Source organism: Streptomyces sp. NPDC087440, assembly GCF_044744005.1.
GTDB lineage: Bacteria > Actinomycetota > Actinomycetes > Streptomycetales > Streptomycetaceae > Streptomyces.
On sequence record NZ_JBIUXN010000012.1, the window covers coordinates 160,865 to 187,467 of the forward strand.

Here is a 26,603-nt window from a genome sequence, read left to right on the forward strand (position 1 = left end):
GTATTTGCAGAACTGTTTGGCCTCGGGGGGAGTCGTGGGCAACGGGTGTCGGGTTGTGGCGGAAGGAGAGAGGGAATGGGCAATTCGTGAACGGGGGCGATCCGCCCTGCCCGTCGACCCGCACCGCGAACTCCCGTGCGACCAACGCCAGTTCGCCCCCTCGGACGGGCGCCGTCACGTCACCCGGTGCGCCCCCCGGGACGGGGTCGCCGGGAAGACCCGCGGCAGGCGGTGTCCCGCCTCGGCGAAGGCCGCGGTGACGGCCTCGGTCACGGCGGCCGCCGCCGCGCTCTCCACCAGGACGATCGCCGAGCCGCCGAAGCCGCCCCCCGTCATCCGCGCCCCCAGCGCCCCCGCCGCCACCGCCGAGGCCACCACCAGGTCCAGCTCCGCGCACGACACCCGCAGGTCGTCCCGCAGCGAGGCGTGCCCCTCGGTGAGGATCGGCCCGAGGCCGCGCAGGTCGCCCGCGTCCAGGCACCGGGCCGCCCGGGTCACCCGGTGGTTGTCGCTCACCACGTGCCGTACGTAGCGAAGGACACGGTCGTCCGTCAACTTCCCCAGGAACGCGGGAAGTTCCTCGTACGGTACGTCCCTGAGCCGGCGCACTCCCAGCTGCCGCGCGCCCTCCTCGCACCCCTCCCGCCGCTCGGCGTACGCCCCGTCCCCCAGCGCGTGCTGGACCCGGGTGTCGACCACCAGCAGCTCAAGCCCCTGGGCGGTCGGGTCGAAGGGGACCTGGCGCCGGGACAGGTCGCGGGTGTCCAGGTGGAGCGCGTGCCCCGCCGTGCAGCACGCGGAGGCCGTCTGGTCCATGATGCCGGTCGGCACGCCGACGAACCGGTTCTCGGCGCGCTGACAGAGCAGCGCCAACTCCGGTCGGTTGAGCGGGAGTTCGTACAGGTCGACGAGGGCGAGGCCGACGGACACCTCCATCGCCGCCGAGGAGGAGAGCCCCGCCCCGGTCGGCACGGTGGAGCGCAGGTGGACGTCCGCGCCGCCCGCGACCGCCGTGTGGCCCGCCTCCAGGAGCGCCCAGACGACGCCCGCCGGGTACGTCCACCAGCCGCCGCCGGGCTGCGGGGCGAGGTCGGCCACCCGCAGTTCGGTCACACCGGCCTCGATGTCGCCGGAGTGCAGCCGCAGCACCCCGTCGGTGCGGCGGGCGACCGCGACGCGGGCCGTGTGGGGCAGGGCGAGCGGCATCACGAAGCCGTCGTTGAAGTCCGTGTACTCGCCGATCAGGTTGACCCGGCCGGGGGCCGCCCAGACACCCTCCGGCTCGCACCCGTACAACTCCTCGAACTCGCCTATGAGTTCACCCGTACTCACGCCCTACTCCCCCTTGCTCTGTGCGACGTTGTTCTGAGCGAAGCGCCATGCGTCGCCGATGATGTCGGTCAGTTCCGTGCGGGAGGGCCGCCAGCCCAGCAGGGTGCGGGCGCGGTCCGCCGAGGCGACCAGGGTGGCCGGGTCGCCGGGCCGGCGCGGGGCGACGACCTCGGGGATCTCGTGGCCGGTGACCTTGCGGACGCCGTCGATGACCTCCCGTACCGAGAAGCCTTCGCCGTTGCCGAGGTTGCAGATGTGGTGGACGCCCGCTTCGGCGGCGGTGAGGGCGAGGAGGTGGGCCTCGGCGAGGTCGGCGACGTGGATGTAGTCGCGGACGCAGGTGCCGTCGGGGGTGGGGTAGTCGTCGCCGTACACGGAGATCGACGCGCGGCGGCCCTGGGCGACCTGGAGGACCAGCGGGATGAGGTGCGACTCGGGGTCGTGGCGCTCGCCCGAACTGCCGTACGCACCGGCGACGTTGAAGTAGCGCAGCGAGACGGCGGCCAGGCCGTGGGCGGCGCACTCGCCGCCGATCATGTGGTCGACGGCGAGCTTGGAGGCGCCGTAGGGGCTGGTCGGGGCGGTGGGCAGGTCCTCGGTGATCGGGGTGACGGCGGGTTCGCCGTACGTCGCGGCCGTGGAGGAGAAGACCAGGCGGCGCACGTTCGCGTCGCGCATCGCGGCGAGGAGGTCCATGGTGCCGCCGACGTTGTTGCGCCAGTACTTCTCCGGGTCGGCGACGGACTCGCCGACCTGGGAGTACGCGGCGAAGTGGAGGACGGCGTCGTACGACGGGTCCAGCACCCGGGCCGCGTCCTGGATGCGGCCCTCCACGAAGTCGGCCCCCCGGGGTACGGCCGCGCGGAAGCCGGTGGAGAGGTCGTCCAGGACGGTCACCCGGTGCCCGGCCTCCAGGAGGTGTGCGGCCACGACGCTCCCGACGTATCCCGCGCCGCCCGTCACCAGGTACTTCATAGCCGGGTCCGTCATTCGCCTGCCACCTCTCGAATCCGCTGCGCCGCGCTCTCCGGCGACACGTCATTGATGAAAGCACCCATGCCGGACTCGGACCCGGCGAGGGCCTTCAGCTTGCCCGGGGTGCGGCGCACCGTGAACAGCTCCAGGTGCAGGGCGAAGTCCGCGCGCAGGGGGTGCCGGAAGGGCGCCTGGTGCCAGGCGGCGATGTACGGGGTGGGGGGCTGGCCGGGGCCGAAGATGCGGTCGAAGCGGCGCAGCAACTCCAGGTAGACGCCCGGCAGTTCGGCCCGTGCCGCGTCGTCCAGGTCGCGCAGGTCGGGGACCCGGCGCAGGGGGTAAAGGTGGACCTCGTAGGGCCAGTGGGCGGCGTACGGGACGAAGGCGATCCAGTGTTCACCCTCAAGGACGACACGGGAGCCGTCGGCGCGTTCACGGGCGACGACGTCGTCGAAGAGGTTGCCGCCCGGGGTGTGCTCCGCGTGCGCCTGGAGGTTGTGGAGCATCAGGGCCGTGCGCGGGGTGACGTACGGGTAGCCGTAGATCTGGCCGTGCGGGTGGCCGAGGGTGACGCCGATCTCGGCACCTCGGTTCTCGAAGCAGAACACCTGCTCGACGGAGGGGAGTTGGGCGAACTCGGCGGTCCGGTCGGTCCACGCCTCCACCACGAGGGCGGCCCGCTCCTCGGTGAGATCGGCGAAGGAGGCGTCGTGGTCGGAGGTGAAGCAGACCACCTCGCAGCGGCCGAAGTCCCCGGCGAGGGAGGGGAAGCGGTTCTCGAAGACGGCGACCTCGTAGTCGGCGGCCGGGATCTCGCTCTCGTGGCCGTGCCGGGTGGGGCACAGGGGGCAGGCGTCGGCGGGCGGCAGGTGGGTGCGGTCCTGGCGGTGCGAGGCGATGGCCACGCTGTCGCCGAGCAGGGGGTCGTACCGGATCTCGGAGGTGGTGGCGACGGGGGTGAGGGGGCGCAGGTCGACGGCGTCGCGGACCCGGCCGTCCGCCGTGTCGTAGTAGAGGAGTTCGCGCCCGTCGGCGAGCCGGGTCGATGTCTTCTTCACTGCCACCTCACATACCAACACCCACCAACAGAATCGAACACAACAAACCACAGGCGCACAGCATCGTCAATGCGGTGCGCCCGTGTGCCCGAAATGCCCTGACGGCGAAGGGTGTTGAAACCCCGCCACCCCTAGACGGATCTCACTGCTCGTGCTGCGGCACCGTGGCCCGGTCCAGCAGTCCCGTCCGGGCCGCGAGGGCCGCCGCCTCCAGGCGGGAGCCGACGCCGAGCTTCATCAGCACCCGCTGGACGTGCGTGCGCGCGGTGCTGGGGGCGATGCCCATGCCCGCCGCGATCAGCCGGGTGTCCTCGCCGTCGGCCACCCTGACCAGCACTTCCACCTCGCGCGGGGTGAGCATGTGCAGGAGCCGCTGCCCCTCGTCGTCGGGCTGGGCGGCCGGGTTGAGCAGCTCGGCGAAGGCCCCTTGCAGGAGGCCGGGTGCGACCGCCGCCTCCCCCGCCCGCGCCTTGACCATGGCACGCTCGACGCCCTCTATGCGCTCGTCGTGCCGTACGTATCCGGCCGCCCCGGCGGCGAAGGCCGCGGCGATGCCCCGGGGGCTGGGCACGGGACCGAGGACGACCACCGCGACCTGGGGGCGCTCGCGTTTGATCCGTACGATCGGGTCGAAGGCGCCCGGCGCGGCGGGGGTCGCCGTACCGAACAGGCAGACCTCCGGGGCCCGGCTCACGACGAGTTCGGCGGCGCCCGCGGTGGGGGCGGCGGCGGCGAGCACGCGGTGCCCGCGGAGCTTGAGGGCGGAGGCGAGCGCCTCGGCCAGCAGTCGGTGGTCGTCGACGACCATGAGCCGCACACCCATCGGACAACCCCCACATTCCCCCAGGAGCAGGCCCCCCGGCCTCCTGACCCGGCAAGCTACACGCTTGTTCGACGTTGCGCGCCCCTTACCGGTGAGAAGCCACTCAAAGTTGCCAAATGCCGTCGTTCGAGATGCAGTTGCGGCCCGGATGCGGCACAGCCGGCCCTTTCAGGACCTCTTTATGATGCAGACGTCCATCACCTTTCGCCTCCTCCCCAGGAGAAGCATGCGCCCCACACGAGCACTGGTCGCAGGAGCCGCAGCACTGGCATCGTGCGCGACCCTCGCGGCCGCCGGCCCGGCCACCGCGGCGCCCCGAGCGGCGCAGCCGCCCACGGCGGAGATCCAGACGGCCTACGGCCGTGCCGAGATCGCCGCCGGCTTCCGGTACGACCCCTACGGCCTGGACCCGGTGGTGATACGCCTCTGGGACCGCCTGGCCGACGGATACAGCGTCTCCGTGCAGCTGGTCACCATGAGCCCCACCGACGGCACCATCACCTGGAAGGCCCGCGTCCTCAACTCCGGCAACGGAACGGAGGGCGGGTGGCTGACGTACGCCAGGCCCGGCGGTCAGGTCACCGGTTTCGCGGCCCGCATCTGCCGGGTCAAGACCAGCACGGGCCTGAGCGACAAGTGCCTGGTGTCCCGCGCGGTCTGGGACACCGCGGGCTGAGCGCACGCGGACGACGAAGGGGCGGTGACGGGCCTGCCGTCACCGCCCCTCCTGGTACGGCGCTACTTCGCCGGCACGAAGGCCAGCGCCAGGTACTTCTTGTACGTGGACGGGCTCTCGCTGATCAGCTGGGTGCCCATGTACAGGCGGCCCTGGTGGAAGCGGACCTCCCCCAGCTTGAGCGTCATCGTCTGCTCGGCGTCCCGCACCGACCGGTCGGCCGGGTTGTCCAGCAGGACGGTCTGCTTGCCGGAGCCGCCGTCGAGGCTGGCGACCTGGCCGCCCTTGTCGTACGGCGGGAACTTGTAGACGATCAGGTTTCCGCCGTCCATCCGCAGCGGCACCATCGTGTAGCGCTCGCCGGAAGCGAAGTTGTCGCTGGTGGGCTTTCCGGTGGCGAGGTCGAAGGAGACGATCTCGTTGGTGCGGCCGGTCTCGGCCTGGCCCTTGTGCTCGACGGTGGACAGGTAGACGCGGCCGTTGCCGACGGCGATCTTGGAGCAGCTGCCGACGTCGTCGGAGTCGCACTCGATGGTGAACTTCGAGCTGTCCACGCTGATCTGGGCGCGCTGCTTGCCGGTCTTCTCGTCGACCGAGAAGAGGTGGCTCATCTTGGTCTTGTACTCGCCCGACTCACCGACGTTGGCGCCGACGACCAGCGGCTTGGTGGACACCACCGAGACGTACTTGGACTTGTCCGGCATCTTGTAGGTGCTCAGCGGCGCACCGTCGGCCTGCTTCAGGTTCTGGATGAGGATCTGCGGGTTGTCGTAGTCGCCGCACTGGCGCACCGCGATCAGGTTCTCGCCGCCCGCGTAGCCGATGTCGCTGCACTGGTCGGCGGTGGGCTTGGGGGACCACAGCTCCTTGCCGTCGGCCAGGTTGAAGCCGCCGCCGCCCGAGTAGCCCGCGGCGGCCACGGTGGTGCCGGAGATGGTGACCATCGTGAGGCGCTTCTTGCGGTCGCCGTCGGGGAAGTTCTTCTGCCAGAGCAGCTTGCCCGCGTTGAGGTCGATCAGGCCGACCTCGGTGCAGGAGGCGATCTTCTCGCCGGCCTGCTTCTTGCCCTGGAAGACGATCGCGGCCTTGTTGTCGGCGGTGACCTGGAGGGAGCCGCCGCAGGGCGAGCCGTCGAGCGGGATCTTCCACTTCTCGGTGCCGCTCACCGGGTCGTACCCGACCACGCTGTTGACGGCGCTCTTGGCGTACACGGTGTCGGTGGCCCAGGAGCCGCGCACGGTGGTGATCTCCTTGACCACCGGCAGCGGCACCTGGAAGCCGACCTTGGCGGTGGCGACCGGCGGGGCCTTCTCCTTGCCCGCGCCGTCCGGGGCCTTGGGGGCGTCGCCGCCCTTGGGGTCGCCGCCGCCGGTGGAGTTGCCCGCGACGTCCTTCGGGTCGTCGCCGCTGGTCGCCTTGATGACGACGCCCACGCCGACGATAAGGACGACGGCCAGCACCGCCGCGATGATGATCTTCATCTGGTTGGTCAGACCGCCGCCGCCACCGCCGCCACTGCCCTGGACGACCGTCTGCGGGGCCGGGCCCTGGGGCGGCTGCATGCCGTACGGGGCCACCTGGCCGGGCTGCTGTCCGGGCTGGCCGGGGTAGCCGTAACCGGGCTGCTGCTGTCCGCCGTACGGGTTCGGCTGGGCCTGACCGGGCTGGCCCGGGTAGCCGTAACCGACCGGGGGCCCCTGCGGGGGCTGGCCCGGGGCGGGCGGCGGCGGGGTCGCGGGGGCGGCCTGGGGGTAGCCGTAGGCGGGCTGCTGGGGCGGCTGCTGACCCGGCGGGGGCGGGGTGGGCGCGCCGAAACCACCGGCGGGCGGCGGGGTGGGCGCGCCGAAGCCCCCCGCGGGCGGAGGCGTCGGGGCGCCGAAGCCCCCCGCCACGGTGGGCGGCGGCGACTGCGGCGGAGCGTCCTGCGGGGCCGGGTTCGGGTGGCCGGGGTTCTGGGGGCCGGGGTTCTGGCCGGGGTTCTGGCCGGGCTCCGGCGACTTGCTGAACGGCGAGGGCGGCGGTGCCCCCTCCCCGTTCTGCGGGGGCTGGTTGGGCGGCTGCGTCATGGTGGTTCTACCTCTGGGGACGAAGGGTGCTGGCAGGTCGAAGGCACGCGGGCCTTCGGAAGTCCGGGGGCCCGTCCGGGGGGGCCTGAGGAGTACGGGCACGGGGCGGGACCGGCCGCGAAGAGCCGGACTCCCGCCCCGTACACCTCAGTTGCCGAAGGCCAGAATGGCCTGCGGCTTCTCGTCGTCCTTGCCGGAGATCCGGTCGGAGGACATGAACAGCCGGCCGCCCTCGTAGGCGAGCAGCTTGGAGAACATGCTGCGCTCGATGGCCGACACCGACGTCGGGTTCTTGAGCACGGGAGCCGGGCTGCCGCCCGTCACCGGGATCTTCACGACGCCGCCGGGCTTGTCGTACGAGGCCTCGGTGTACGCGAAGACGTTGCCGCCCTCGACCTTCACCAGTTCCATCGTGCGGTCGCCCGGGGAGGCCCACTTGCGCTTGCCGGTGGTGACGTCGTACGCGCGGATCTCGTTGGAGCGGCCCGAACCGGTGCCGCTCTTCGGCTCGCTCTGCACGAAGAGGGTGGTGGCGTCGGCGGCGACACCCGTGCAGCCCTGGAGGCCGGAGGAGGACAGGAAGAGTCCGCCGCACGACAGGGCGGGCATCTGCTCGCCCTCGGGCATCTGCGCGGCCATCGTGCCGTTCGGCTTGAGGAAGACGATGCTGGCCGCTTCCTTCTTGCCCTTCTCCAGGTAGACCACCAGCGGCTCGACCGACAGGACGCGCTTGACGGTCCAGTCCTTGGGCACCTTCCAGGTCCACCGGGCCTTGCTGGTGGCCGGGTCGATCTCACGGAGCTGCGAGGTCGGCTTCTCGGTGCTGCCGCAGGTGTCGGCGACGAGCAGCTTGGTCGGGGAGGAGGCGAAGCCGCCGCCCATCCGGCAGGGGCCGGTGCGCACGTCGCCGAACAGCTTCGCGCCGTCACTGATGCGGTAGGCGCTGGGGAAGGTGCGGTCCACCACGACGGTGTCGCCGGAGACCACCAGCGAGAGGCCGCTCATGATGTCGAAGAGGTTCTCCTTCTCGACCTCCTTGCGCCACCCCGCCTTGCCGGTCTTCAGGTCGACCTGCTGGAGCTGGTTGCAGTCGGCGTCCTCGGTGTTGTTGTTCTCGACCGCGATGACGATCTTGTCGCCCTTGCCGACGACCTGGGGTGCGGCGCACACCTCGTTCGGGAACGGCAGCTCCCAGCGCTTCTTGCCGTCGGCCACCCCGTACGCCGTCATCTTCTTGTAGTACGTGTGGACCACGGTGTCGCCGACGAACCACATCGGCATGACCTTGCCGCCGTTGTTGGGCAGGTCGACGTCGTTGACGTGGTTCCACAGGACCTTGGAGTCGCCGGGCTGGCGGCCCGCGTTGAGGTCCCCGCCCGCGTCCCGGCCGGGGGCGCTGTTGCCGTTGCCCTTGCCGTCGCCCTTGTCGACGGTGGGGGCGTCGGTCGGCTTGGTCGCCCCGGTGGGCTGGGCGACGGGTTCCTTGTCGCCGCCGGAGACCAGGTAGATGCCGCCCGCGATGACGATCAGGGCGGCGACGGCCGCGCCGATGATCAGCATCAGCTTCTGCTTGTTCTGCGGGCCACCGCCACCGGCGCCGCCCGGGCCGGGCATGCCCGGGTAGGTGGCGGGCTGCTGGCCGGGGGGCTGGGGGTAGCCGTAACCGGGCTGGGGCTGCTGGCCGTACGGATTCGGCTGGCCCGGCTGGGCGGGCCGGCCCGGATATCCGTACCCCTGCGTCGGCTGCGTCGCGTACGGGTTGTCCCCGGCCGGAGGCGGTCCCGGCGGCGTCTGCGGGTACCCGTAGCCGGGCTGCGGGCCCGACGGCGGTCCCGGCGGCGGCTGCGGTGCTCCCGGAGGCGGGCCCTGCGGAGCCCCGGCGGGCGGGGTCTGCGGGTCCTGCGGTGCGCCGAAGCCCCCCTGCGGCGGCTGGTTGGGCGGCTGAGACATCAGCACTTACCTCTTCACACGGGTGGCCCGCTGCCCGGTCGGTCTCCCCCGCGATTCCGGGCGGTCACATCCCCCCGGAAAGGAGCGAATCGGGCTTGGGTCCCGTAGATCTACGTCAGTCGAGCGGGGCTTCTTTCTATCACTGGAGTCACTTCGAACAAGGGGCCGGTCCGCCCCTGTTCCCAAGGGAGGACCGGCCTGTGATGCGCTCGTTATGAGGTCTGTACGTCTTCTCTACGACTGTCCCGGGGCCCCGGCGGACCTGACGGAACGCCAGATCCGGGGCTGTTCGCCGACGGCGGCTCAGGCGTCCTCGGCCAGCTCCAGCCAGCGCATCTCCAACTCGTCGCGCTCGCCGATCAGTTTGCGCAGCTCGGCGTCGAGCTCGGCGACCTTGCCGAAGTCGGTGGCGTTCTCCGCGATCTGCGCGTGCAGCACGGTCTCCCGGTCGGACATCTTGCTGAGCTGCCGCTCGATCTTCTGGAGCTCCTTCTTCGCCGCCCGTACGTCGCCGGAGGACTTCTCCGGCTTCGCGGCGGCGGCGGGCGCGGGGGCTGCGGCGACGGCGGCGTCGATGACCTGCCGGCGGCGCTCCAGGTACTCGTCCAGGCCGCGCGGCAGGTTGCGCAGGGTGGCGTCGCCGAGCAGCGCGAACACCTTGTCGGTGGTCCGCTCGATGAAGAACCGGTCGTGGGAGATCACGACCATGGAGCCGGGCCAGCCGTCGAGGAGGTCTTCGAGCTGGGTGAGGGTCTCGATGTCGAGGTCGTTGGTGGGCTCGTCGAGGAAGAGGACGTTGGGCTCGTCCATCAGCAGCCGCAGGATCTGCAGACGGCGGCGCTCACCACCCGAAAGGTCTCCGACCGGGGTCCACTGCTTCTCCTTGGTGAACCCGAACTGCTCGCACAGCTGCCCGGCGGTCATCTCGCGGCCCTTGCCGAGGTCGACGCGGTCGCGGACCTTCTGCACGGCTTCCAGCACGCGCAGGTTCGGGTCGAGCTCGCCGACCTCCTGGGAGAGGTACGCCAGCCGGACGGTCTTGCCGACGACGATCTTCCCGGCGGCGGGCTGCACGTCGCCCTGGCTGCGGGCGGCCTCGGCGAGGGCGCGCAGGAGGGAGGTCTTGCCCGCGCCGTTGACGCCGACCAGGCCGACGCGGTCGCCGGGGCCGAGCTGCCAGGTGAGGTGCTTGAGCAGCACCTTGGGGCCCGCCTGGACGGTGACGTCCTCCAGGTCGAAGACCGTCTTCCCGAGCCGGGCGTTGGCGAACTTCATCAGCTCGCTGGTGTCGCGGGGCGGCGGGACGTCGGCGATCAGCTCGTTGGCGGCCTCGATGCGGTACCGCGGCTTGGACGTACGGGCCGGGGCCCCGCGCCGCAGCCACGCCAGCTCCTTGCGCATCAGGTTCTGCCGCTTGGTCTCCTCGGTGGCGGCGATGCGCTCGCGCTCGGCGCGGGCGAAGACGTAGTCGCTGTAGCCGCCCTCGTACTCGTGGACGGCGCCCCGCTGCACGTCCCACATGCGGGTGCACACCTGGTCCAGGAACCAGCGGTCGTGGGTCACGCACACGAGGGCGGAGCGGCGCGACTGGAGGTGCTTGGCGAGCCAGCTGATGCCTTCGACGTCGAGGTGGTTCGTCGGCTCGTCGAGGACGATGAGGTCCTGGTCGGCGATGAGCAGCTTCGCGAGCGCGATGCGCCGGCGCTCGCCGCCCGACAGCGGCCCGATGACGGTGTCGAGGCCCTGCCCGAACCCGGGCAGGTCGAGCCCCCCGAACAGCCCGGTCAGTACGTCGCGGATCTTCGCGCTGCCCGCCCACTCGTGGTCGGCCATGTCGCCGATGACCTCGTGCCGGACAGTGGCGGCCGGGTCGAGGGAGTCGTGCTGCGTGAGGACGCCGAGCTGGAGCCCGCCGACGTGCGTCACACGCCCGGAGTCGGCCTCCTCCAGCTGGGCGAGCATGCGGATGAGGGTGGTCTTGCCGTCGCCGTTGCGACCGACGACGCCGATCCGGTCGCCCTCCGAGACGCCGAGGGAGACGCCGTCGAGCAGGGCACGGGTGCCGTACACCTTGCTGACTGCCTCGACATTGACCAGGTTGACGGCCATGAGTGGGTGCTCCAGGGGGCGGGGACGGATAGACCTCCCAGCCTAGTCGGCACGGGGAGGTGCCTGCGGGCGCGGGGCGGGTGGCCGCACGCGGGGCCCGGGGATCGGGGCACGCAGCGCCCTCCAGGGGCGCGGGGCTACCGGGGGGGCAGCGCCCCTTCAGGGGCGCGGGGAACTGCGCGACCAGCCACCCACCCACCCGCACGGGCCCCAGGAAGCCGCGCGGCAGCGCTTTAGGGAAAGGGGCGGGTCCGGGGCCTCGTCCTTACCTGAGCGCCCCGGGGCCCTCGGCCCGTTACCAACCGCCGAGGAAACGGCCACCAGCCCGCCGCCCGGGCAGCGCGCCCCGTACCGCAGGCCCCCCGGAGGAACCCGCCCCCGTAACACCCCTTACACCCGTACGGCCGTATCCCACGCCCCCCGACAGGCCGAACCCCCACCCCGGCGTTCTGCTGGTCCCGTACCCCCGGTACCGACCCAGAGGCAGGACGTCATGCACACCCCCACCTCCATATCCCGCACCCGCCTGTCCGCCACGGCGGCCGCCGCCACCCTGCTGCTCGCCCTCGGCGGCGGGTCCGCGTACGCGATCGACACCCCCACCGACCCCGGTGAGCTGACCGTCATCGACACCCCCGAGGGCAAGGCCCTCGCGGACAAGGACGGCAACGCGCTCTACACCTGGGCGGGCGACGAGAAGGACACGTCGAACTGCACCGGCGACTGCGCCAAGACCTGGCCCGCCGCGACCGGCTACCCGACCAAGTCGTCGGACGTCACCGGTGACACCAACCAGATCGACCTCGCGGGCAGCGACAAGAAGCAGGTCGTCCTCGACGAGAAGCCGCTCTACTACTTCAAGGACGACGCCAAGCCCGGCGACACCAAGGGCAACGGCGTGAAGGGCGCCGACGGCAAGGTCTGGAACCTGGTCGGCCCCGACGGCAAGGTCCTGGGCGCGGCGGCAGCCACTCCCGCCGAGCCGGACGCGAGCGACTCGCCGTCGGCCGACGCGAGCGAGTCCCCCTCGGCGGAGGCGAGCGCCTCACCGTCGGACGACGCATCGACGTCGGCATCGGCCTCGGCATCCGCCTCCGAGTCCGCCGGTACGGGCACGGGCACGGCCAAACCGACCGCCCCCGTCGCGCCGGTCGCCCCGGGCGACGCCACCAAGCCGGGCAAGCCGTCCCAGCCCGGCAAGGCCACGCCGTCCGGCGCGGTCAAGGCCGGTGCGGAGGTCGCCGAGTCGAACGGCGCCGCGAGCGGTGTCCTGCTCGGCCTCGGCGCCGCGACGGCGGTCGCAGCCGCGGGCACGGCCTATGTCGTACGACGCAGGAACGCCGGTCAGCACTGACACCGGCCCCCCGGGGCGGGGGCCGAACAGGCCCCCGCCCCACCCCCCGGCGGAGCTACAGCGCCACGGCCCCCGGTGCCGGTGCCACCGCCACCCGGGCCGCCACGCACGTCCCCGACGCCAGCAGCGCCTGAGCGACCCGGGCCGCCCCTTCGGCGTCCTTCGCCAGGAAGGCCGTCGTCGGCCCCGACCCGGACACGAGCGAGGCGAGCGCCCCGGCCTCCACCCCCGTGGCGAGGGTCTCGGCGAGGGAGGGGCGCAGGGAGAGGGCGGCGGCCTGGAGGTCGTTGCTCAGGCTCGCGGCGAGCGCGGTCGCGTCGCCGGTACGGAGCGCCGCCAGCAGCTCCTCGGAGGCCTCCGGCTCCGGCACCCGCATCCCCTCGGTGAGCCGGTCGAACTCCCCGTACACCGCCGGAGTCGACAGTCCGCCGTCCGCGACGGCGAACACCCAGTGGAACTCCCCGCCCACCTCCAGCGGGGTGAGCTGCTCGCCGCGCCCGACGCCGAGCGCCGCCCCGCCGACGAAGGAGAAGGGCACGTCGCTGCCCAGGTCGGCGCAGATCGCGAGGAGTTGTTCGTACGGGGTGTTGGTCCCCCACAGCACGTCGCAGGCCAGCAGTGCGCCGGCCGCGTCCGCGCTGCCGCCCGCCATGCCGCCCGCGACGGGGATGTCCTTGGCGATGTGCAGGTGGACGTCGGGGGTGCGGCCGTGGAGTTCGGCGAGGGCGATCGCGGCGCGGGCGGCGAGGTTGGTGGCGTCGAGGGGCACGTGCTGGGACCCGGGGCCGGTGCAGGTGACACGCAGTTCCCCGGCGGGGGTGGCGGTCACCTCGTCGTACAGGCCGACGGCGAGGAAGACGTTGGCCAGCGGGTGGAAGCCGTCCGCCCGCACGCCGCCGACCGCCAGCTGCACGTTCACCTTGGCGGGCACCCGTACGGTCACGCCCGCGTCAACTGCCCCCGCACTCACGCCTTGGCCTCCGCGATCGCCTTGGCCTCCGCGATCCGCGCGAACTCCTCGACCGTGAGTGCCTCGCCGCGCGCCTGCGGCGAGATCCCGGCGGCGACGAGCGCGGCCTCGGCGGCGGCGGGCGAACCGGCCCATCCGGCGAGCGCGGCACGCAGCGTCTTGCGGCGCTGGGCGAAGGCGGCGTCGACGACGGCGAACACCTCCTGGCGGGTGGCCGACGTCTCGACGGGCCGCTCCCGCTTCACCAGCGAGACCAGCCCGGAGTCGACATTCGGTGCGGGCCAGAAGACGTTCCGCCCGATCGACCCGGCCCGCTTGACGTCGGCGTACCAGTTCGCCTTGACGGACGGCACCCCGTAGACCTTGTTGCCCGGCTTGGCGGCGAGCCGGTCGGCGACCTCCGCCTGCACCATGACCAGCGTGCGCTCGATGGTCGGGAAGTGCTCCAGCATGTGCAGCAGGACGGGGACCGCCACGTTGTACGGGAGGTTGGCGACCAGCGCGGTCGGCTCGGCGGGGAGCTTCTCGACGAGCATCGCGTCGGAGTGCACCAGGTCGAAGCGGTCGGCCTTCTCCGGCATCCGGGCCTGGATGGTGCTGGGCAGCGCGGCCGCCAGTACGTCGTCGATCTCGACGGCGACGACCCGGTCCGCCCCTTCGAGCAGGGCGAGCGTCAGCGAACCGAGCCCGGGCCCGACCTCGACCACCACGTCGTCGGGGCGCACTTCGGCCGTGCGGACGATGCGGCGGACGGTGTTGGCGTCGATGACGAAGTTCTGCCCGCGCTGCTTGGTGGGGCGCACGCCGAGGGCGGCGGCCAGCTCGCGGATGTCGGCGGGGCCGAGGAGGGCGTGCTCTTGGGGGGCGGGGTGTTCAGGGGTGCTCACCGCACCAGCGTAAAGGGGGCGGGCTGCTGGGGCGGCCTCCGTCGGTGACGACGGGTTCCCATGCACGCGCATGGGAACCGACCGCCGCCCACGGTTGCCATGCACGCGCATGGCAACCCGTCACCGACACTGTCGACCGCCGACACCCGTCGACTGTGCACACCCGTCGGCTGCCAACACCTGTCGACTGCCGACACCTACAGCTTGCGGCCGCAGTGGGGCCACGGGCTGGCACCCCGCTGGACGTAGAGCTTCTTGGCGCGGAAGGTCTGTTCCTCGGCGGTCGCCTCGTGCGCGGCGCCCGAACCGCCCAGGGACTGCCACGTCTGGCGGTCGAACTGGTAGAGGCCGCCGTAGGTGCCGGTCGAGTCGGTGATGTTCGCCCGGCCCCCCGACTCGCACTGCGCGAGCCCCTCCCAGTTCAGCCCGTCCGCGCCCGCCACCGACGTGGGCATCGGCTTGGTCCCGACCCGCACCACCTGGTCGACAGGCTCCCGGGAGATCTCCTCGGAGAACTTCTTGGGCTTCTGCTTGACCCCGTTGACGGTCCTCAGCACGTACGTGATCTTGCGCGACCCCTTCACCCCGGCCCGCTCGACCTCCTCGGTGCCCTGGAAGATCGACGCGTCGTTCTTGCGGACCACCTTGAAGTCGATGGCCTCCTCGCGGATCTCCTTGCTGCCGGTGATCCGCATGACGGTGACCGTCTGCCCGTCGCGCGGGAAGCTGTCCATGGGCACGGACGTGGTGTCCTCGGCGCCCAGCGAGATCCCGGCCTCGCCGACGGCCTCCTCGACGGTGGCCGCGTTGGTGCGGATGGTGTGCTCGCGGCCGTCGGCCATGACGGTCAGGGTGCGTTCCGTACGGACGTCCAGGGTCAGCCCCCTGCGCCCGATGGCCGCCGACCGGGACGCCGACAGGTACGCGCCCTCCGCCCGTACCCCGAACTGCTTGAGCGCGCCGTCCACCGTCTGCGCCGTCGTCCACACCTGCCGCCGCTCGCCGTCCAGCGTGAGGACGACCGGCCGCCCGTACCGGACGACGACCTCGTCGCCGCTGGCGAGGGTCTGCCCCGGCCCAGGGGCCACCAGGTCGTGCTCGCCGATGTGGACGCCCTCCTTCTCCAGGAGTTCGGTGACGTCGTCGGCGAAGGTGTGCAGGGTGCGCGGCGCGCCGTCCACGCTCAGTTCGATGGCCTTGTCGTTGGCGACGAAGGCGGAGGTGCCGCCCGCGAGGAACGCCACGACCAGCGCCTGCGGCACCAGCTTGCGGAAGGTGTCGGGCTTCTCGGTGCCGGGCCCGGCCCCCGTGCCGCCCTTGCGCCGGCGGGCCGCCCGCCGCCCGTCGCCGGTGCGGCCGTCACCGTCGGGGCCGTCCGGGTCGTCGGGCCGGGCGGCCTGGAGCGCGGCGGAGACGGGGTGCTGGCGCGGCAGCAGCGGCTCGTCGGCGGCCGGGGACGGGGCCGGGATGAGGTCGTAAGGGTCGGGCGCGGGGCCGGGATCGGCGGCGTACTCCGTCGTGTACGGCTCGTACGCGCCCTGCGTGTCCTGGCTCTGCGGGTACGTGGCGTACGGGTCCTGCACGGCGGTGCCGTAGCCCCCGCTCCCGTACGTCTCGTACGCGCCCGGCGCGCCCTGGTGCCCGGTGTCGTAACCGCCGTACGAGGACGACGGGCCGGACCCCTCGTACGGACCGGGCCCGGCCCCGTACGCCGCCGCCCCGTCGTGCCCGGTGGCGTACGGCTGCGGTTCGTACGAGGTCCCGTACTGCGCCTCGTACGACAGCGCACCACCCTGCGTATTGCTCACGTCGCTCCCGGTCCGCGCGAATCCGCCCGACGGACAGACCGGTGTCCCGGCCTGCCACTGCTGCGGGCCGGGACACTAGCGGAGCGATCGTCACTCTCCAAAGCGACGCGGCTACGCAGGGTTGCGCGACGAACTTGCGTGCGAACCCGGTGGAGCTGGGGCTCAGTAGCCGAACACGCGTGCCGTGTTGGCGGCGATCGCGGTCGCCATGGCGTCCTCGTCGACACCCTTCACGGCGGCCATCGCGCGCACGGTGATCGGGATCAGGTACGGGGCGTTGGGCCGCCCTCGGTAGGGGGCCGGGGTGAGGAACGGCGCGTCGGTCTCCACCAGCACCCGCTCCAGCGGGGCGACGGCGAGGGCGTCGCGCAGCGGCTGCGCGTTCTTGAAGGTGACCGTCCCGGCGAAGGACAGGTAGTAGCCCCTGGCCGCGCAGATCTCGGCCATCGCCGCGTCGCCGGAGTAGCAGTGGAAGACGGTGCGCTCGGGGGCGCCCTCCTCCTCCAGTACGCGCAGGACGTCCTCGTGGGCGTCCCGGTCGTGGATGACGAGCGCCTTGCCGTGCCGCTTGGCGATCTCGATGTGGGCGCGGAAGGAACGCTCCTGCGCGGCCTTGCCCTCCGGTCCCGTACGGAAATGGTCGAGGCCGGTCTCGCCGACGCCCAGGACGTGCGGGAGGGCGGCGAGCCGGTCGATCTCGGCGAGCGCGTCGTCGAGGGCGCTGTCGCCGCCGCCGGGGCGGGCCCCCTGCCGGGACCAGCCGTCGGGGTCGCCGAGGACGATGCGGGGGGCCTCGTTGGGGTGCAGGGCGACGGCGGCGTGGACGGCGTCGTACGTCGCGGCCGTCTCGGCGGCCCACTGGGAGCCCTTCACGTCGCAGCCCACCTGCACCAGGGTCGTCACCCCGACCGAGGCGGCCGTGGCGAGGGCCTGCTCGACGGTGGTGTCCTGCATGTCCAGGTGGGTGTGCGAGTCGGCGACCGGCACGCGGAGGGGCTCGGGCGCGGGCGGTGCCGCCTTCTTGTCAGCTGCCTGCTTGTCGACCGTCTGCTGGTCGACCGTCTGCTGGTCGACCGTCTGCTGGTCAGCTGTCTTCTTGTCGACATTGTCGCCGACAGGGCGGGGGCTCATGCGGTCGATCCTACGAAAGCGCCGCCCGGCCCCCGGCCCGTACTCCTAGCGCTGCTGCTTGCGGTGGAAGGGGTGCAGCAGGTCCGAGAGGTGCCAGTGGTGCGGCTCGCGCGGCTGCGGGACGTCGGCGCCCTCGGCCTCGGCGGGTACGGGCCCGGCGGCGGAGACGGTCTCGGCATTGCGCCGCTGGAGGTCCTGGATGGAGGACACCTGGCCGGAACGCATGATGCGCACGACGGTGCCGCTGCAGTTGAGGCAGGAGGGGCGGGACAGCGGGGAGGGCACACGCTCGCCGTTGGCGCGGTACACGACGAAGGGGTGACCGGAGCCGTCCGTGTGGTGCTCTATCTCGTACGCCTGCTCCCAGCCGTGGCCGCACTTCATGCACGCGAAGGCGTACGCCTCCTGCACCGAACCGTGTGCCGTGCTCTGCTTCGTGCCCTGTGCCGTTGCGCCCTGCGCCGTGATGCTGCCGGCTGCGCTCTGCGCGATCTCGCTCATGCCAGCTCCTTTCCACTCACCAACCAGTGGACGCCCTTTCGGGCACAAGCGCGACAGACCTGTCAAAACGTGAGGAGCATTTGACGACCGCCTAAGAAAGTTGGCTTATGCACGGGATTCGCTTTGCTTTTCAAGAAGCTCCTTTACCTTCGCCCGCCCCGCCGCCCTGCGTCCGAGCCGCGTTCTTTGCCGCGACGACCGCATCGAACACCTCCCTCTTGGGCAGTCCCGCCTCGGCGGCGACGGCGGCGATGGCCTCCTTGCGCCGCTCCCCCGCCTCCTCGCGCACCTGCACCCTGCGCACCAGCTCGTCGGCGTCGAGCTCGGCCGGACCGGCCTCGGGCGCGCCCTCGACGACCACGGTGATCTCGCCGCGCACACCCTCCGCCGCCCACTCGGCGAGCTCCTTGAGCGGGCCGCGCTTGACCTCTTCGTACGTCTTGGTCAGCTCGCGGCAGACGGCGGCCCGCCGCCCCTCCCCGAACACCTCGGCCATCGCCGCGAGGGTGTCGTCCAGCCGGTGCGGGGCCTCGAAGTACACAAGGGTGCGCCGCTCGTCGGCGACCTCCCGCAGCTTCCCGAGCCGCTCGCCCGCCTTGCGCGGCAGGAAGCCCTCGAAGCAGAACCGGTCGACGGGCAGCCCCGACAGCGCGAGCGCGGTGAGCACGGCGGACGGTCCCGGCACGGCGGTGATCTTCAGGTCCTTCTCGACGGCGGCCGCCACCAGCCGGTACCCGGGGTCGGACACGGACGGCATCCCGGCGTCCGTCACCAGCAGCACGCGCGCGCCGCCCTCCAGGGCCTCGACCAGTTCGGGCGTGCGCGCCGACTCGTTCCCCTCGAAGTACGACACGACCCGCCCGGTGGTGAACACGCCGAGCGCCTGGGTCAGCCTCCGCAGTCGCCGGGTGTCCTCGGCGGCGATCACGTCGGCGGCCTCCAGCTCCTTGGCCAGCCGGGGCGGGGCGTCGGAGACGTCGCCGATGGGCGTCCCGGCGAGGACGAGGACTCCGGCGGAGGAGCCCGACCCGGAAGAGGCGGAGGCGGCGGACGCGGTGGGTGCAGTCGATCCAGTCACGCCCCCATCCTCCCAGGGCTTGCGCGAACCCCCTCCCCGAGACCCGGGGGGGGGGCGACACCCGACCGCGCCGCACCCTGCCCGACGTACGACACCCGCCCCGTACGACACCCGCCCCCACCCGGCCTGACGGGCGACGCGCACAGCCGCGTTCCCTACCATGGCGCGGTGACGAGTACAGCGCCCCCGGCCCAGCACGGACGGGCCCCGCAAGAGGAGCCGCCCACCTGGCAGCGAAGGCTGCGCCGGTTCGGCTACGTGCCCCGGACGACGACGGGACTGCGCGAACGCCTGGTCCCTCCGTACGCCGTCATGCCGTACCGCCCTCACGTGTGGCACTTCCTGCGCATCTCCCCGAACGTCTTCCACGCCGTGCTGCGCCTGACCCCGTGGGGCGGCCCGCTGCTGGTCACCCTGCTCGCGGGCGTGCTGCGGTTCTGGAACCTCGGCATCCCGAAGGCGGTGATATTCGACGAGACGTACTACGCGAAGGACGCCTGGGCACTGGTCCACCAGGGCTATGAGGGCAGCTGGCCGAAGGACATCGACACATCGGTTTTGTCATCTCCTGACACGGTGCCGATCCCCACCGACCCGGGATACGTCGTCCACCCCCCGGTCGGCAAATGGCTGATCGGCTGGGGCGAACAGCTCTTCGGCTTCACCCCCTTCGGCTGGCGCTTCGCGGTGGCGGTGCTCGGCACGCTCTCGGTGCTGCTGCTGTGCCGCATCGGCCGCCGCCTGTTCCGCTCGACGTTCCTCGGCTGCCTCGCCGGGCTGCTGCTGGCCGTCGACGGCCTGCACTTCGTGATGAGCCGCACGGCGCTGCTCGACCAGGTACTGATGTTCTTCGTGCTGGCGGCGTTCGGCTGCCTGGTGGTCGACCGCGACCACAGCCGCCGACGCCTGGCGGACGCCCTCCCGGTGGACGCGGACGGCATCCTGCGCCCGTCGTCGGAGGTCGCCTCCCGGCTGCGGCTCGGCCTGCGCCCGTGGCGGCTGGCGGCGGGTCTGTGCCTGGGCCTGGGCTTCGCGACGAAGTGGAGCGGCCTGTACACGCTGGTCGTCTTCTGCCTGCTCACCGTCCTGTGGGACGTGGCCGCACGCCGCACCGCCGGGGCGCGGCACCCGTACCCGACCGTCCTGAAGCGGGACGTGTTCCCGGCCTTCGTCTCGACGGTCCCGGTGGCGGTGCTGACGTACGTCGCCTCCTGGACGGGCTGGATCGTCACCTCGAAGGGCTACTTCCGGGACTGGGCGAAGGGTCGTGCGGGCCTCTCCCCGGACCACATCGGGCCGATCTCCCTCCCCCAGTTCGACATGACGTGGGTGCCGGAGTGGCTGCGCAGCCTGTGGCACTACGAGAGCGAGGTGTACACCTTCCACATCGGCCTGACCTCGGGCCACACGTACCAGTCCAACCCCTGGTCGTGGATTCTGGTCGGCCGCCCGGTCTCGTACTACTACGAGTCCCCCAAGCCGGGCCACTCGGGCTGCCCGCGCGCGGAGACGGAGAAGTGCGCGAGCGAGGTGCTGGCGCTCGGCACCCCCCTGCTGTGGTGGGCGGCGGCCTTCGCCGTCCTGTACGTCCTGTGGCGCTGGTTCTTCCGCCGCGACTGGCGGGCGGGGGCGATCCTCGCCGGGGTGGCGGCGGGCTGGCTCCCCTGGTTCCTCTACCAGGAACGGACGATCTTCTACTTCTACGCCGTCGTCTTCGTCCCCTTCCTGTGTCTGGCAGTGGCAATGCTGGCCGGGGCCCTGCTCGGCCGCCCCGGAGCGGACGAACGCCGCCGCGCGGTGGGCGCGATCGGGGTCGGCGTCCTGGTCCTGCTCATCGTCTGGAACTTCATCTATTTCTGGCCGATCTACACCGGCCAGACCATCCCGATCGACGAGTGGCGGCACCGGATGTGGCTGGACACGTGGATCTGAGCGCGCCGCTCACCCCACGTACCAGTCCCATAACGCCCCACGCTCCTGTCACTGCCACCCCGTAGAGTCACTCCCCGATAACTCCCGGGCAGCACCGAGCGCCCGGCGAGCTCCTGGGGAGGGGACTGCGTCATGCGCAGCGGAGCCAAGGTCGCCGTCGTCGGCGGTGCGTTCGTGCTGGTCGCCGGCGGTGTCGGCTACGGCGGCTACAACCTGTACACCGGCATGACCGGAGGCGGTGGTTCCGGTGGTGACGGCAAGGGTGACCTCAGCACCCAGAACGCCCCACTCCGGACCGGCCCCCCGTCCCAGGACGAGATCGGCAAGACCTCGCAGGCCTTCTTCGCCGCCTGGACCAAGGGCGACCCCGAGGCTGCCGCCCAGCTCACCAACAACGCGGTCGAGGCGACCACGGTGCTGGCCGCGTACGCCGAGGAGGCCCACATATCGGGCCTGAAGATCACCCCCGGTACGGCGACCGGCGCGAAGGTCCCGTTCACCGTCACCGGCAAGGTGGGCACCGAGGACACCGCCGCCAAGCCCCTCTCGTACGAGAGCAGCCTGACCGTGGTGCGCGGCAAGACGACCGGCAAGCCCCTGGTCGACTGGAAGCCGGCCGTGATCCACCCGGAGCTGAAGAAGGGCGAGACGCTCAAGACGGGCACGGCCTCCGCGCCGCCCATCAAGGCCGTCGACCGGGGCGGCAAGGAGCTGACCAAGGAGGACTACCCCTCCCTCGGCCCGGTCCTGGACCAGCTCCGCAAGAAGTACGGCGAGCAGTCGCACGGCAAGCCGGGCGTCGAGCTGTTCATCGAGCCCGCCCAGCCCGAACAGCCCTCACGCACACTGCTGACGCTCTCCAAGGGCGTCCCGGGGAAGCTCCAGACGACGATCGACGCGGGGGTGCAGGCGGCGGCGGAGAAGGCGGTCAAGCGGTTCCCGGGCAGCTCGGTGGTGGCGCTGAACCGCCGGAGCGGCGCGATCCGGGCCATCGCGGACAACCACAGCTCGGGGTTCGGCGTCTCGGTCAGCGGTGCCACGCCGCCCGGCTCGACCCTCAAGATCATGACCGCCGCGATGCTCCTCGAAAAGGGCATCGTCAGCCCGGGCTCGACGGTCGAGTGCCCGGCGGACGTGACGTACGAGGGCCGCACGATCAATAACCTCAACCACAAGGGGTACGGGAACATCCCCTTCTCCCAGGCCTTCGCGGTCTCCTGCAACAGCGCCTTCATCAAGCAGATCCGCAAGGTCGGCGACGACGGCGCGCTGCCCGCCTTCGCCGCCTCCCACTTCGGCATCGGCCCGGAGTGGAAGACCGGCATCGCCACGTTCGACGGCAGGATCCCGCCGGGCCAGGGGGGCGAGGCGGCCTCCCAGTACATCGGCCAGGGCCAGACCCAGTTCAACCCGCTGAACATCGCCTCGATCACGGCGACCGCGACCACGGGCCGGTTCCGCCAGCCGTACGTGGTCGCCGCCGAGCTCGACGACCGCCCCTTCGCTAAGGCCTCCTCGACCCTGTCCCCCGCCACCGTCCAGGGCATCCAATCGATGATGCGCCTGACGGCGACCTCGGGCACGGCGGCCAACGCGATGGCCTCGGTCAGCGGTGACAAGGGCGCGAAGACCGGCTCCGCCGAGCTCGACGGCCAGAAGACGTCGGACAGTTGGTTCACCGGGTACGCGGGTGACCTGACGGCGGCGGCGATGGTCCTCAAGGGCGGCCACGGCGGCGACGCCGCAGGCCCGATCGTCGCGAATGTCCTCAACGCCCGCTAATTCACCACGACTTACCCATTAATCATTCCCAAAGTCATCCCCTGGTCACGCTTTAGTCATTCCTTGGGTCATTCCTTGGAACGCACTCGCCCGGCCCGCACGCGGAGCAGTAGCGTGCGGGCCATGAGCACTTCGCAACCTCCTCCCGTTCACCCGCTGTTCGCCGAGGCCCTGCGCGACATGGGGCTTTCCGACCTGGAAGCGGAGGTTCGCCGCTTCCCGGACGCCACGCGCACGGCGGCCGAGGCGGCGGCGGCCATCGGCTGTGACACCAGCGAGATCGTCAAGTCCCTGATCTTCGAGGCCGACGGCGCTCCCGTCCTCGTCCTCATGGACGGCTCCTCGCGCGTCGACCTCGATCTCGTACGTTCCGAACTCGGCGCGCGGAAGGTCAAGCGGGCCGACGCCGACCTGGTCCGCGCCACCACCGGCTACGCGATCGGCGGCGTACCCCCCTTCGGCCACCGCACCCGCACCACCGTCCTCGCCGACCGGGGCCTGCTCACCCACCCCGTCGTCTGGGCCGCCGCCGGAACCCCGCACTCCGTCTTCCCCATACCCCCGAAGGACCTGATCGCCCACGCGGGCGCGAAGCTGGCCGACGTACGGGAAACCCCCGCCGGACCTGCTGGATCTGCCGAACCCTCCCGACCCTCCCGACCCTCCGGAGGAGATGCGGCGTGACCCCTCTCGTCATAGCCGCCGTCCTGCTCGCCGCCGTCACGCACGCCAGCTGGAACGCCATCGCGCACAACATCAAGGACCAGCTGGTCTCCTTCACCCTGATCTCCGGCGGCGGTCTGCTGATCGGCCTGCTCATGGCCGTCTTCGTCCCCTTCCCCGCCGCCGGGGCGTGGCCCTACCTGGCGATCTCCGCCGCCCTGCACGTCGCGTACATGCTGCTGCTCATGCGCTCGTTCACGCTGGGCGACTTCGGCCAGATGTACCCGATCGCGCGCGGTACGGCCCCGCTCGCCGTGACCGCGCTCGCCGCGGTCTTCGCCGACGAGATCCCCACCGGCTGGCAGCTCGCGGGGGTGGCGGTGGCCTGTACGGGCCTGGTCGGGGTGGCCCTCTGGGGCATCCGGGGCTCGGGCAAGAAGCCCCAGTGGGCGGCCATCGGCGCGGCCCTGGCCACCGGCCTCGCCATCGCCCTCTACACCACGGTCGACGGCCTGGGCGTCCGCGCCTCGGGCACCTCCCTCGGCTACATCGCGTGGCTGATGGTCCTGGAGGGCATCTCCATCCCGGCCTACGCCATCTACCGCCGCCGCGCACAACTGGCCTCCCAGCTCAAGCCGTTCGCGATCCGCGGCTTCATCGGCGCGGCCCTCTCCGTCGCCGCGTACGGCCTGGTCCTCTGGGCCCAGACGCGGGCCCCGCTGGCCCCGATCGCGGCCCTGCGTGAGTCGAGCATCATCGTGGGCGCGGCCATCGGCGCCATCTTCCTGAAGGAACGCTTCGGCGGCCCGAGGATCGCCGCGGCGGGCCTGATGGTGGTGGGCATCGGGCTCATGCTCCAGGCGAGCTGACACACACGGATGTACGCACACGGATGTACGCACACGGATGTACGCACACGGATGTACGCACACGGGTTCCGGTCCACGCCGCCGGGGTGCGCAGGCGGGCGCCAGGTGTTGGGCCAGACGAGGGGGTTGCAGGCGGCACCGGGCGCGTGGGCCCGGATCTGCGCCGCTCCGGGATTAAGCATCTGATCATGCAGAAGATGCTGGCGCTCGTCGCCCTCTCCGCCGCCGCCCTGGGCGGCCTCGCCCCCACGGCAGCCGCCTCCACCCACCCGGTGCCCCAGGCCCCCTCCGCCGTCTACGCCCTCCCGTCCGCCGCCTCCCTCGCCGCTCCGCGCGGCGACGAGGACAAGGACAAGTGGTGCGAGAAGTGCGTGAAGAAGGTCATCGACAAGTACAAGGACAAGCTGAAGGGCCCGAAGGGCGACGCGGGTCCGGCCGGTCCTGCGGGCCCCGCCGGTGCCGACGGCGCCGTTGGTCCTGCTGGCGCCGTCGGCCCTGCCGGTGCTGTGGGTCCCGCCGGTGCCGCCGGACCTGCCGGACCGAAGGGTGACCCGGGGCCGACAAATCCGCCGAAGGTCACGCAGGTGACGGGCACCGCGGGCAACCTCCCGTCGGGCAAGCACGAGAAGATCACGCTGACCGCCACGTGCCCGGCGGGCACGGTGGTCGTGGGCGGCGGCTTCGAGCACGGGTCGCGCCCGGACACGACGAAGACCTTCAACTTCTGGTTCTGGGAGAGCAAGGCCGATCACGCCGCCAACGCCTGGAAGATCTCCTACCAGCAGATGAACGAGGACGGGGCGACCTTCCCGATCACCCCCTACGCGAACTGCCTGTCCTTCTAGCCGGTCGCTCCACACCCCGCTGCGGGCGCCACGACGGTGCCCGCAGCACTCGGGCCCGGGAGTGGGCCGCGGAGGGGGACGTCCACCGGTCGGTGAACGAGGCACGGCGATCCTCGGCCCGAGCCCGACAAGGCCGCTCTCCACGCCAAGTGGGTATGTCTTCCCCTCCCCGAAGGGGTCCGTTCCCCCGCTACCCTCCCCGCATGACACCCACCAGGCTCCGCCGCCGGCCCCTCGCCGCCGCCGCGCTGCTCGCGGCCGCCGCCCTGCTGGCCACCGGTTGCTCCGCCTTCGGCACGTCCACCGGACTCGGCGAAGAGGGGCGCGCTGCGCCCGCGTACTACGCGCGTACGACGACGGTCGGCGCCGCCCCCGCCCCGGCCGCCGAGCGCGGCGAGCGGTTCCGCAAGGACGGCGGCGACAAGGCCGTGCAGGCGATCGACAGCGAGGGGACGGAGGAGAAGGTGCCCCGCGTGGTCGTCTGGACGGACCGGAAGGGGAGTTACGACGCTTCCGGCTTCGACGCCTTCAAGGCGAAGGTCGTCGACTACCTCCAGCGGGGGGAGGAGCTGAACGCTCCCCACGGGTACCTCCTGGACGTGTACGGCGCGAAGGGGAATCTGCTGCACCGGATCGACGCGCGCAGCTGAGCCGCCGGAGACGTCACGACCGGAGACGCCATGACCGGAGACGCCACGAGACGTCAAGAGGAGTCACCGTTCCCGCACTTCACCCATCCAGGTTGAGTTTTGGTAAAGACTGACGTCGCACCACATCCATTTGCCCTTCACAGGCGTCACACGTGCAGGCGGCCCCCTCATGCGGCCCCCCATTAAGGGCATTTGGAGCATCCACGTTGAAGACTGGAATCAAGGCGATCTGTCGCATAACGGCGACTCTCGTCACCGCCGGCTCGGTCGTGACCGCCGGGGCGCTCGTCGCTCCGGCGGCTCAGGCCGCAGCCCCCAAGGCGCCGTCGATCGTCGCCAAGGGCGGCTTCCTGATGGACAGCGCATCGGGGCGCACGTACTTCTCGAAGGCCGGCGACACCCGGCTCTCCACCGGTTCCACGACGAAGATCATGACCGCCCAGGTGGTGCTCGCCACCAAGGGCGTCAACCTGGACACCAAGGTCACGATCCAGAAGGCGTACAGCGACTACATCGTCCGCAAGGGCGCGTCGTCGGCGCGGCTGATCGTCGGTGACAAGGTGTCCGTGCGCACGCTGCTGTACGGGCTGATGCTGCCCTCGGGCTGCGACGCGGCGTACGCGCTGGCCGACAAGTTCGGTTCGGGCTCCACGCGGGACGCGCGGGTGAAGTCGTTCATCGGGAAGATGAACACGACCGCGAAGAACCTGGGGATGAAGAACACGAAGTTCGACTCCTTCGACGGCATCGGTAACGGCGCCAACTACTCGACGCCCCGCGACCTTTCGAAGCTGGCGACCGCCGCGCTGAAGAACGGGAACTTCCGGACGATCGTCAAGACGACGTCGACCACGCAGCGGACCACCACCAAGAGCGGTGGCTACCGCAACATGAAGTGGACCAACACCAACAAGCTGCTGAGCAGCTACACGGGTGCCATCGGCGTGAAGACGGGCTCCGGCCCGCAGGCGAAGTACTGCCTGGTCTTCGCGGCGACGCGCGGCAAGCGCACGGTCGTCGGCGCGGTCCTGGCCTCGACCAACGAGGCGAACCGCACGGCGGACGCGAAGAAGATCATGGACTACGGCTTCAAGCTGTAACCCGGATTCGGGACATGGGGAGGGGCCGTCCTGCGGGGCGGCCC

Annotated in this window: 22 protein-coding genes; 9 read left to right on the plus strand and 13 right to left on the minus strand. The window is 71.6% G+C overall.

Going from position 1 to position 26,603, the window contains the following annotated elements:
- Positions 1-174: 174 nt before the first annotated feature.
- The 4 genes from galK to ACIO3O_RS23725 all read right to left on the minus strand — a co-directional run bounded on the left by galK (position 175) and on the right by ACIO3O_RS23725 (position 4,188).
- Positions 175-1,332, minus strand: coding sequence for a galactokinase (gene galK / locus ACIO3O_RS23710; RefSeq protein ID WP_401748939.1), 1,158 nt, complete (start codon positions 1,330-1,332; stop codon positions 175-177).
- A gap of 3 nt (positions 1,333-1,335) precedes the next feature.
- Positions 1,336-2,322 carry a UDP-glucose 4-epimerase GalE gene (gene galE, locus ACIO3O_RS23715; protein ID WP_401748940.1) on the minus strand — a complete coding sequence of 329 codons (987 nt, stop codon included), beginning with the start codon at positions 2,320-2,322 and terminating at the stop codon, positions 1,336-1,338.
- Positions 2,319-3,365 (minus strand): galactose-1-phosphate uridylyltransferase, encoded by a 1,047-nt coding sequence (gene galT / locus ACIO3O_RS23720; protein WP_401748942.1) that lies wholly within the window; start codon positions 3,363-3,365, stop codon positions 2,319-2,321. The genes galE and galT overlap by 4 nt, the downstream gene beginning before the upstream one ends.
- 142 nt (positions 3,366-3,507) lie before the next feature.
- Complete coding sequence (locus tag ACIO3O_RS23725; RefSeq protein WP_401748944.1) at positions 3,508-4,188, minus strand: LuxR C-terminal-related transcriptional regulator; 681 nt, start codon at positions 4,186-4,188, stop codon at positions 3,508-3,510.
- Positions 4,189-4,414: 226 nt separating this feature from the next.
- Here ACIO3O_RS23725 and ACIO3O_RS23730 point away from each other — a divergent pair, with 226 nt between their 5' ends.
- Complete coding sequence (locus tag ACIO3O_RS23730) at positions 4,415-4,864, plus strand: hypothetical protein (RefSeq protein WP_401748946.1); 450 nt, start codon at positions 4,415-4,417, stop codon at positions 4,862-4,864.
- A 62-nt stretch (positions 4,865-4,926) separates the two neighbouring features.
- On the opposite strand, the gene ACIO3O_RS23735 is transcribed toward ACIO3O_RS23730, so the two are convergent.
- From ACIO3O_RS23735 to ACIO3O_RS23745, 3 genes are all read right to left on the minus strand, one after another.
- Positions 4,927-6,930 (minus strand): PQQ-binding-like beta-propeller repeat protein, encoded by a 2,004-nt coding sequence (locus ACIO3O_RS23735; protein WP_401748948.1) that lies wholly within the window; start codon positions 6,928-6,930, stop codon positions 4,927-4,929.
- Between the two features lie 147 nt (positions 6,931-7,077).
- Complete coding sequence (locus ACIO3O_RS23740; RefSeq protein ID WP_401748950.1) at positions 7,078-8,880, minus strand: PQQ-binding-like beta-propeller repeat protein; 1,803 nt, start codon at positions 8,878-8,880, stop codon at positions 7,078-7,080.
- 303 nt (positions 8,881-9,183) lie between these two features.
- Positions 9,184-10,989: an ABC-F family ATP-binding cassette domain-containing protein gene (locus tag ACIO3O_RS23745; protein ID WP_401748952.1), complete on the minus strand. Its 1,806-nt coding sequence runs from the start codon at positions 10,987-10,989 to the stop codon at positions 9,184-9,186.
- A gap of 493 nt (positions 10,990-11,482) precedes the next feature.
- Between ACIO3O_RS23745 and ACIO3O_RS23750 the strand changes: the two genes are divergently transcribed.
- Positions 11,483-12,343, plus strand: a complete 861-nt coding sequence (locus tag ACIO3O_RS23750) for a hypothetical protein (RefSeq protein ID WP_401748954.1) — start codon at positions 11,483-11,485, stop codon at positions 12,341-12,343.
- 55 nt (positions 12,344-12,398) lie between these two features.
- Here ACIO3O_RS23750 and ACIO3O_RS23755 read toward each other — a convergent pair whose 3' ends face one another.
- The 6 genes from ACIO3O_RS23755 to rsmI all read right to left on the minus strand — a co-directional run bounded on the left by ACIO3O_RS23755 (position 12,399) and on the right by rsmI (position 18,718).
- A complete protein-coding gene (locus ACIO3O_RS23755; RefSeq protein ID WP_401748955.1) occupies positions 12,399-13,313 on the minus strand; it encodes a 4-(cytidine 5'-diphospho)-2-C-methyl-D-erythritol kinase in 915 nt (304 codons plus the stop codon).
- Complete coding sequence (gene rsmA, locus ACIO3O_RS23760) at positions 13,310-14,200, minus strand: 16S rRNA (adenine(1518)-N(6)/adenine(1519)-N(6))-dimethyltransferase RsmA (RefSeq protein WP_401748957.1); 891 nt, start codon at positions 14,198-14,200, stop codon at positions 13,310-13,312. Before rsmA ends, ACIO3O_RS23755 begins: the two co-directional genes overlap by 4 nt.
- A gap of 197 nt (positions 14,201-14,397) precedes the next feature.
- The gene (locus ACIO3O_RS23765; protein ID WP_401748959.1) at positions 14,398-16,008 is read right to left on the minus strand and encodes a ubiquitin-like domain-containing protein; all 1,611 of its coding nucleotides are present in this window, start codon (positions 16,006-16,008) and stop codon (positions 14,398-14,400) included.
- Between the two features lie 162 nt (positions 16,009-16,170).
- Positions 16,171-17,139, minus strand: a complete 969-nt coding sequence (locus tag ACIO3O_RS23770; RefSeq protein ID WP_401748961.1) for a TatD family hydrolase — start codon at positions 17,137-17,139, stop codon at positions 16,171-16,173.
- Between the two features lie 45 nt (positions 17,140-17,184).
- Positions 17,185-17,640 (minus strand): hypothetical protein, encoded by a 456-nt coding sequence (locus ACIO3O_RS23775; protein ID WP_401748963.1) that lies wholly within the window; start codon positions 17,638-17,640, stop codon positions 17,185-17,187.
- Between the two features lie 130 nt (positions 17,641-17,770).
- Positions 17,771-18,718 carry a 16S rRNA (cytidine(1402)-2'-O)-methyltransferase gene (gene rsmI, locus ACIO3O_RS23780; RefSeq protein ID WP_401748964.1) on the minus strand — a complete coding sequence of 316 codons (948 nt, stop codon included), beginning with the start codon at positions 18,716-18,718 and terminating at the stop codon, positions 17,771-17,773.
- A 168-nt stretch (positions 18,719-18,886) separates the two neighbouring features.
- On the opposite strand from rsmI, the gene ACIO3O_RS23785 reads away from it, so the two are divergent.
- From ACIO3O_RS23785 to ACIO3O_RS23815, 7 genes are all read left to right on the plus strand, one after another.
- Positions 18,887-20,650, plus strand: coding sequence for a dolichyl-phosphate-mannose--protein mannosyltransferase (locus tag ACIO3O_RS23785; protein ID WP_401748966.1), 1,764 nt, complete (start codon positions 18,887-18,889; stop codon positions 20,648-20,650).
- 132 nt (positions 20,651-20,782) lie between these two features.
- Positions 20,783-22,432: a penicillin-binding transpeptidase domain-containing protein gene (locus tag ACIO3O_RS23790; protein WP_401748967.1), complete on the plus strand. Its 1,650-nt coding sequence runs from the start codon at positions 20,783-20,785 to the stop codon at positions 22,430-22,432.
- A 123-nt stretch (positions 22,433-22,555) separates the two neighbouring features.
- A complete protein-coding gene (locus ACIO3O_RS23795; protein ID WP_401748969.1) occupies positions 22,556-23,116 on the plus strand; it encodes a YbaK/EbsC family protein in 561 nt (186 codons plus the stop codon).
- Complete coding sequence (locus ACIO3O_RS23800) at positions 23,113-23,964, plus strand: EamA family transporter (protein WP_401748970.1); 852 nt, start codon at positions 23,113-23,115, stop codon at positions 23,962-23,964. The genes ACIO3O_RS23795 and ACIO3O_RS23800 overlap by 4 nt, the downstream gene beginning before the upstream one ends.
- Positions 23,965-24,152: 188 nt before the next feature.
- A complete protein-coding gene (locus tag ACIO3O_RS23805; RefSeq protein ID WP_401748971.1) occupies positions 24,153-24,809 on the plus strand; it encodes a hypothetical protein in 657 nt (218 codons plus the stop codon).
- Between the two features lie 203 nt (positions 24,810-25,012).
- Complete coding sequence (locus tag ACIO3O_RS23810; protein ID WP_401748973.1) at positions 25,013-25,459, plus strand: hypothetical protein; 447 nt, start codon at positions 25,013-25,015, stop codon at positions 25,457-25,459.
- A gap of 206 nt (positions 25,460-25,665) precedes the next feature.
- Positions 25,666-26,559: a D-alanyl-D-alanine carboxypeptidase family protein gene (locus ACIO3O_RS23815; protein ID WP_401748975.1), complete on the plus strand. Its 894-nt coding sequence runs from the start codon at positions 25,666-25,668 to the stop codon at positions 26,557-26,559.
- Positions 26,560-26,603 lie beyond the last annotated feature (44 nt).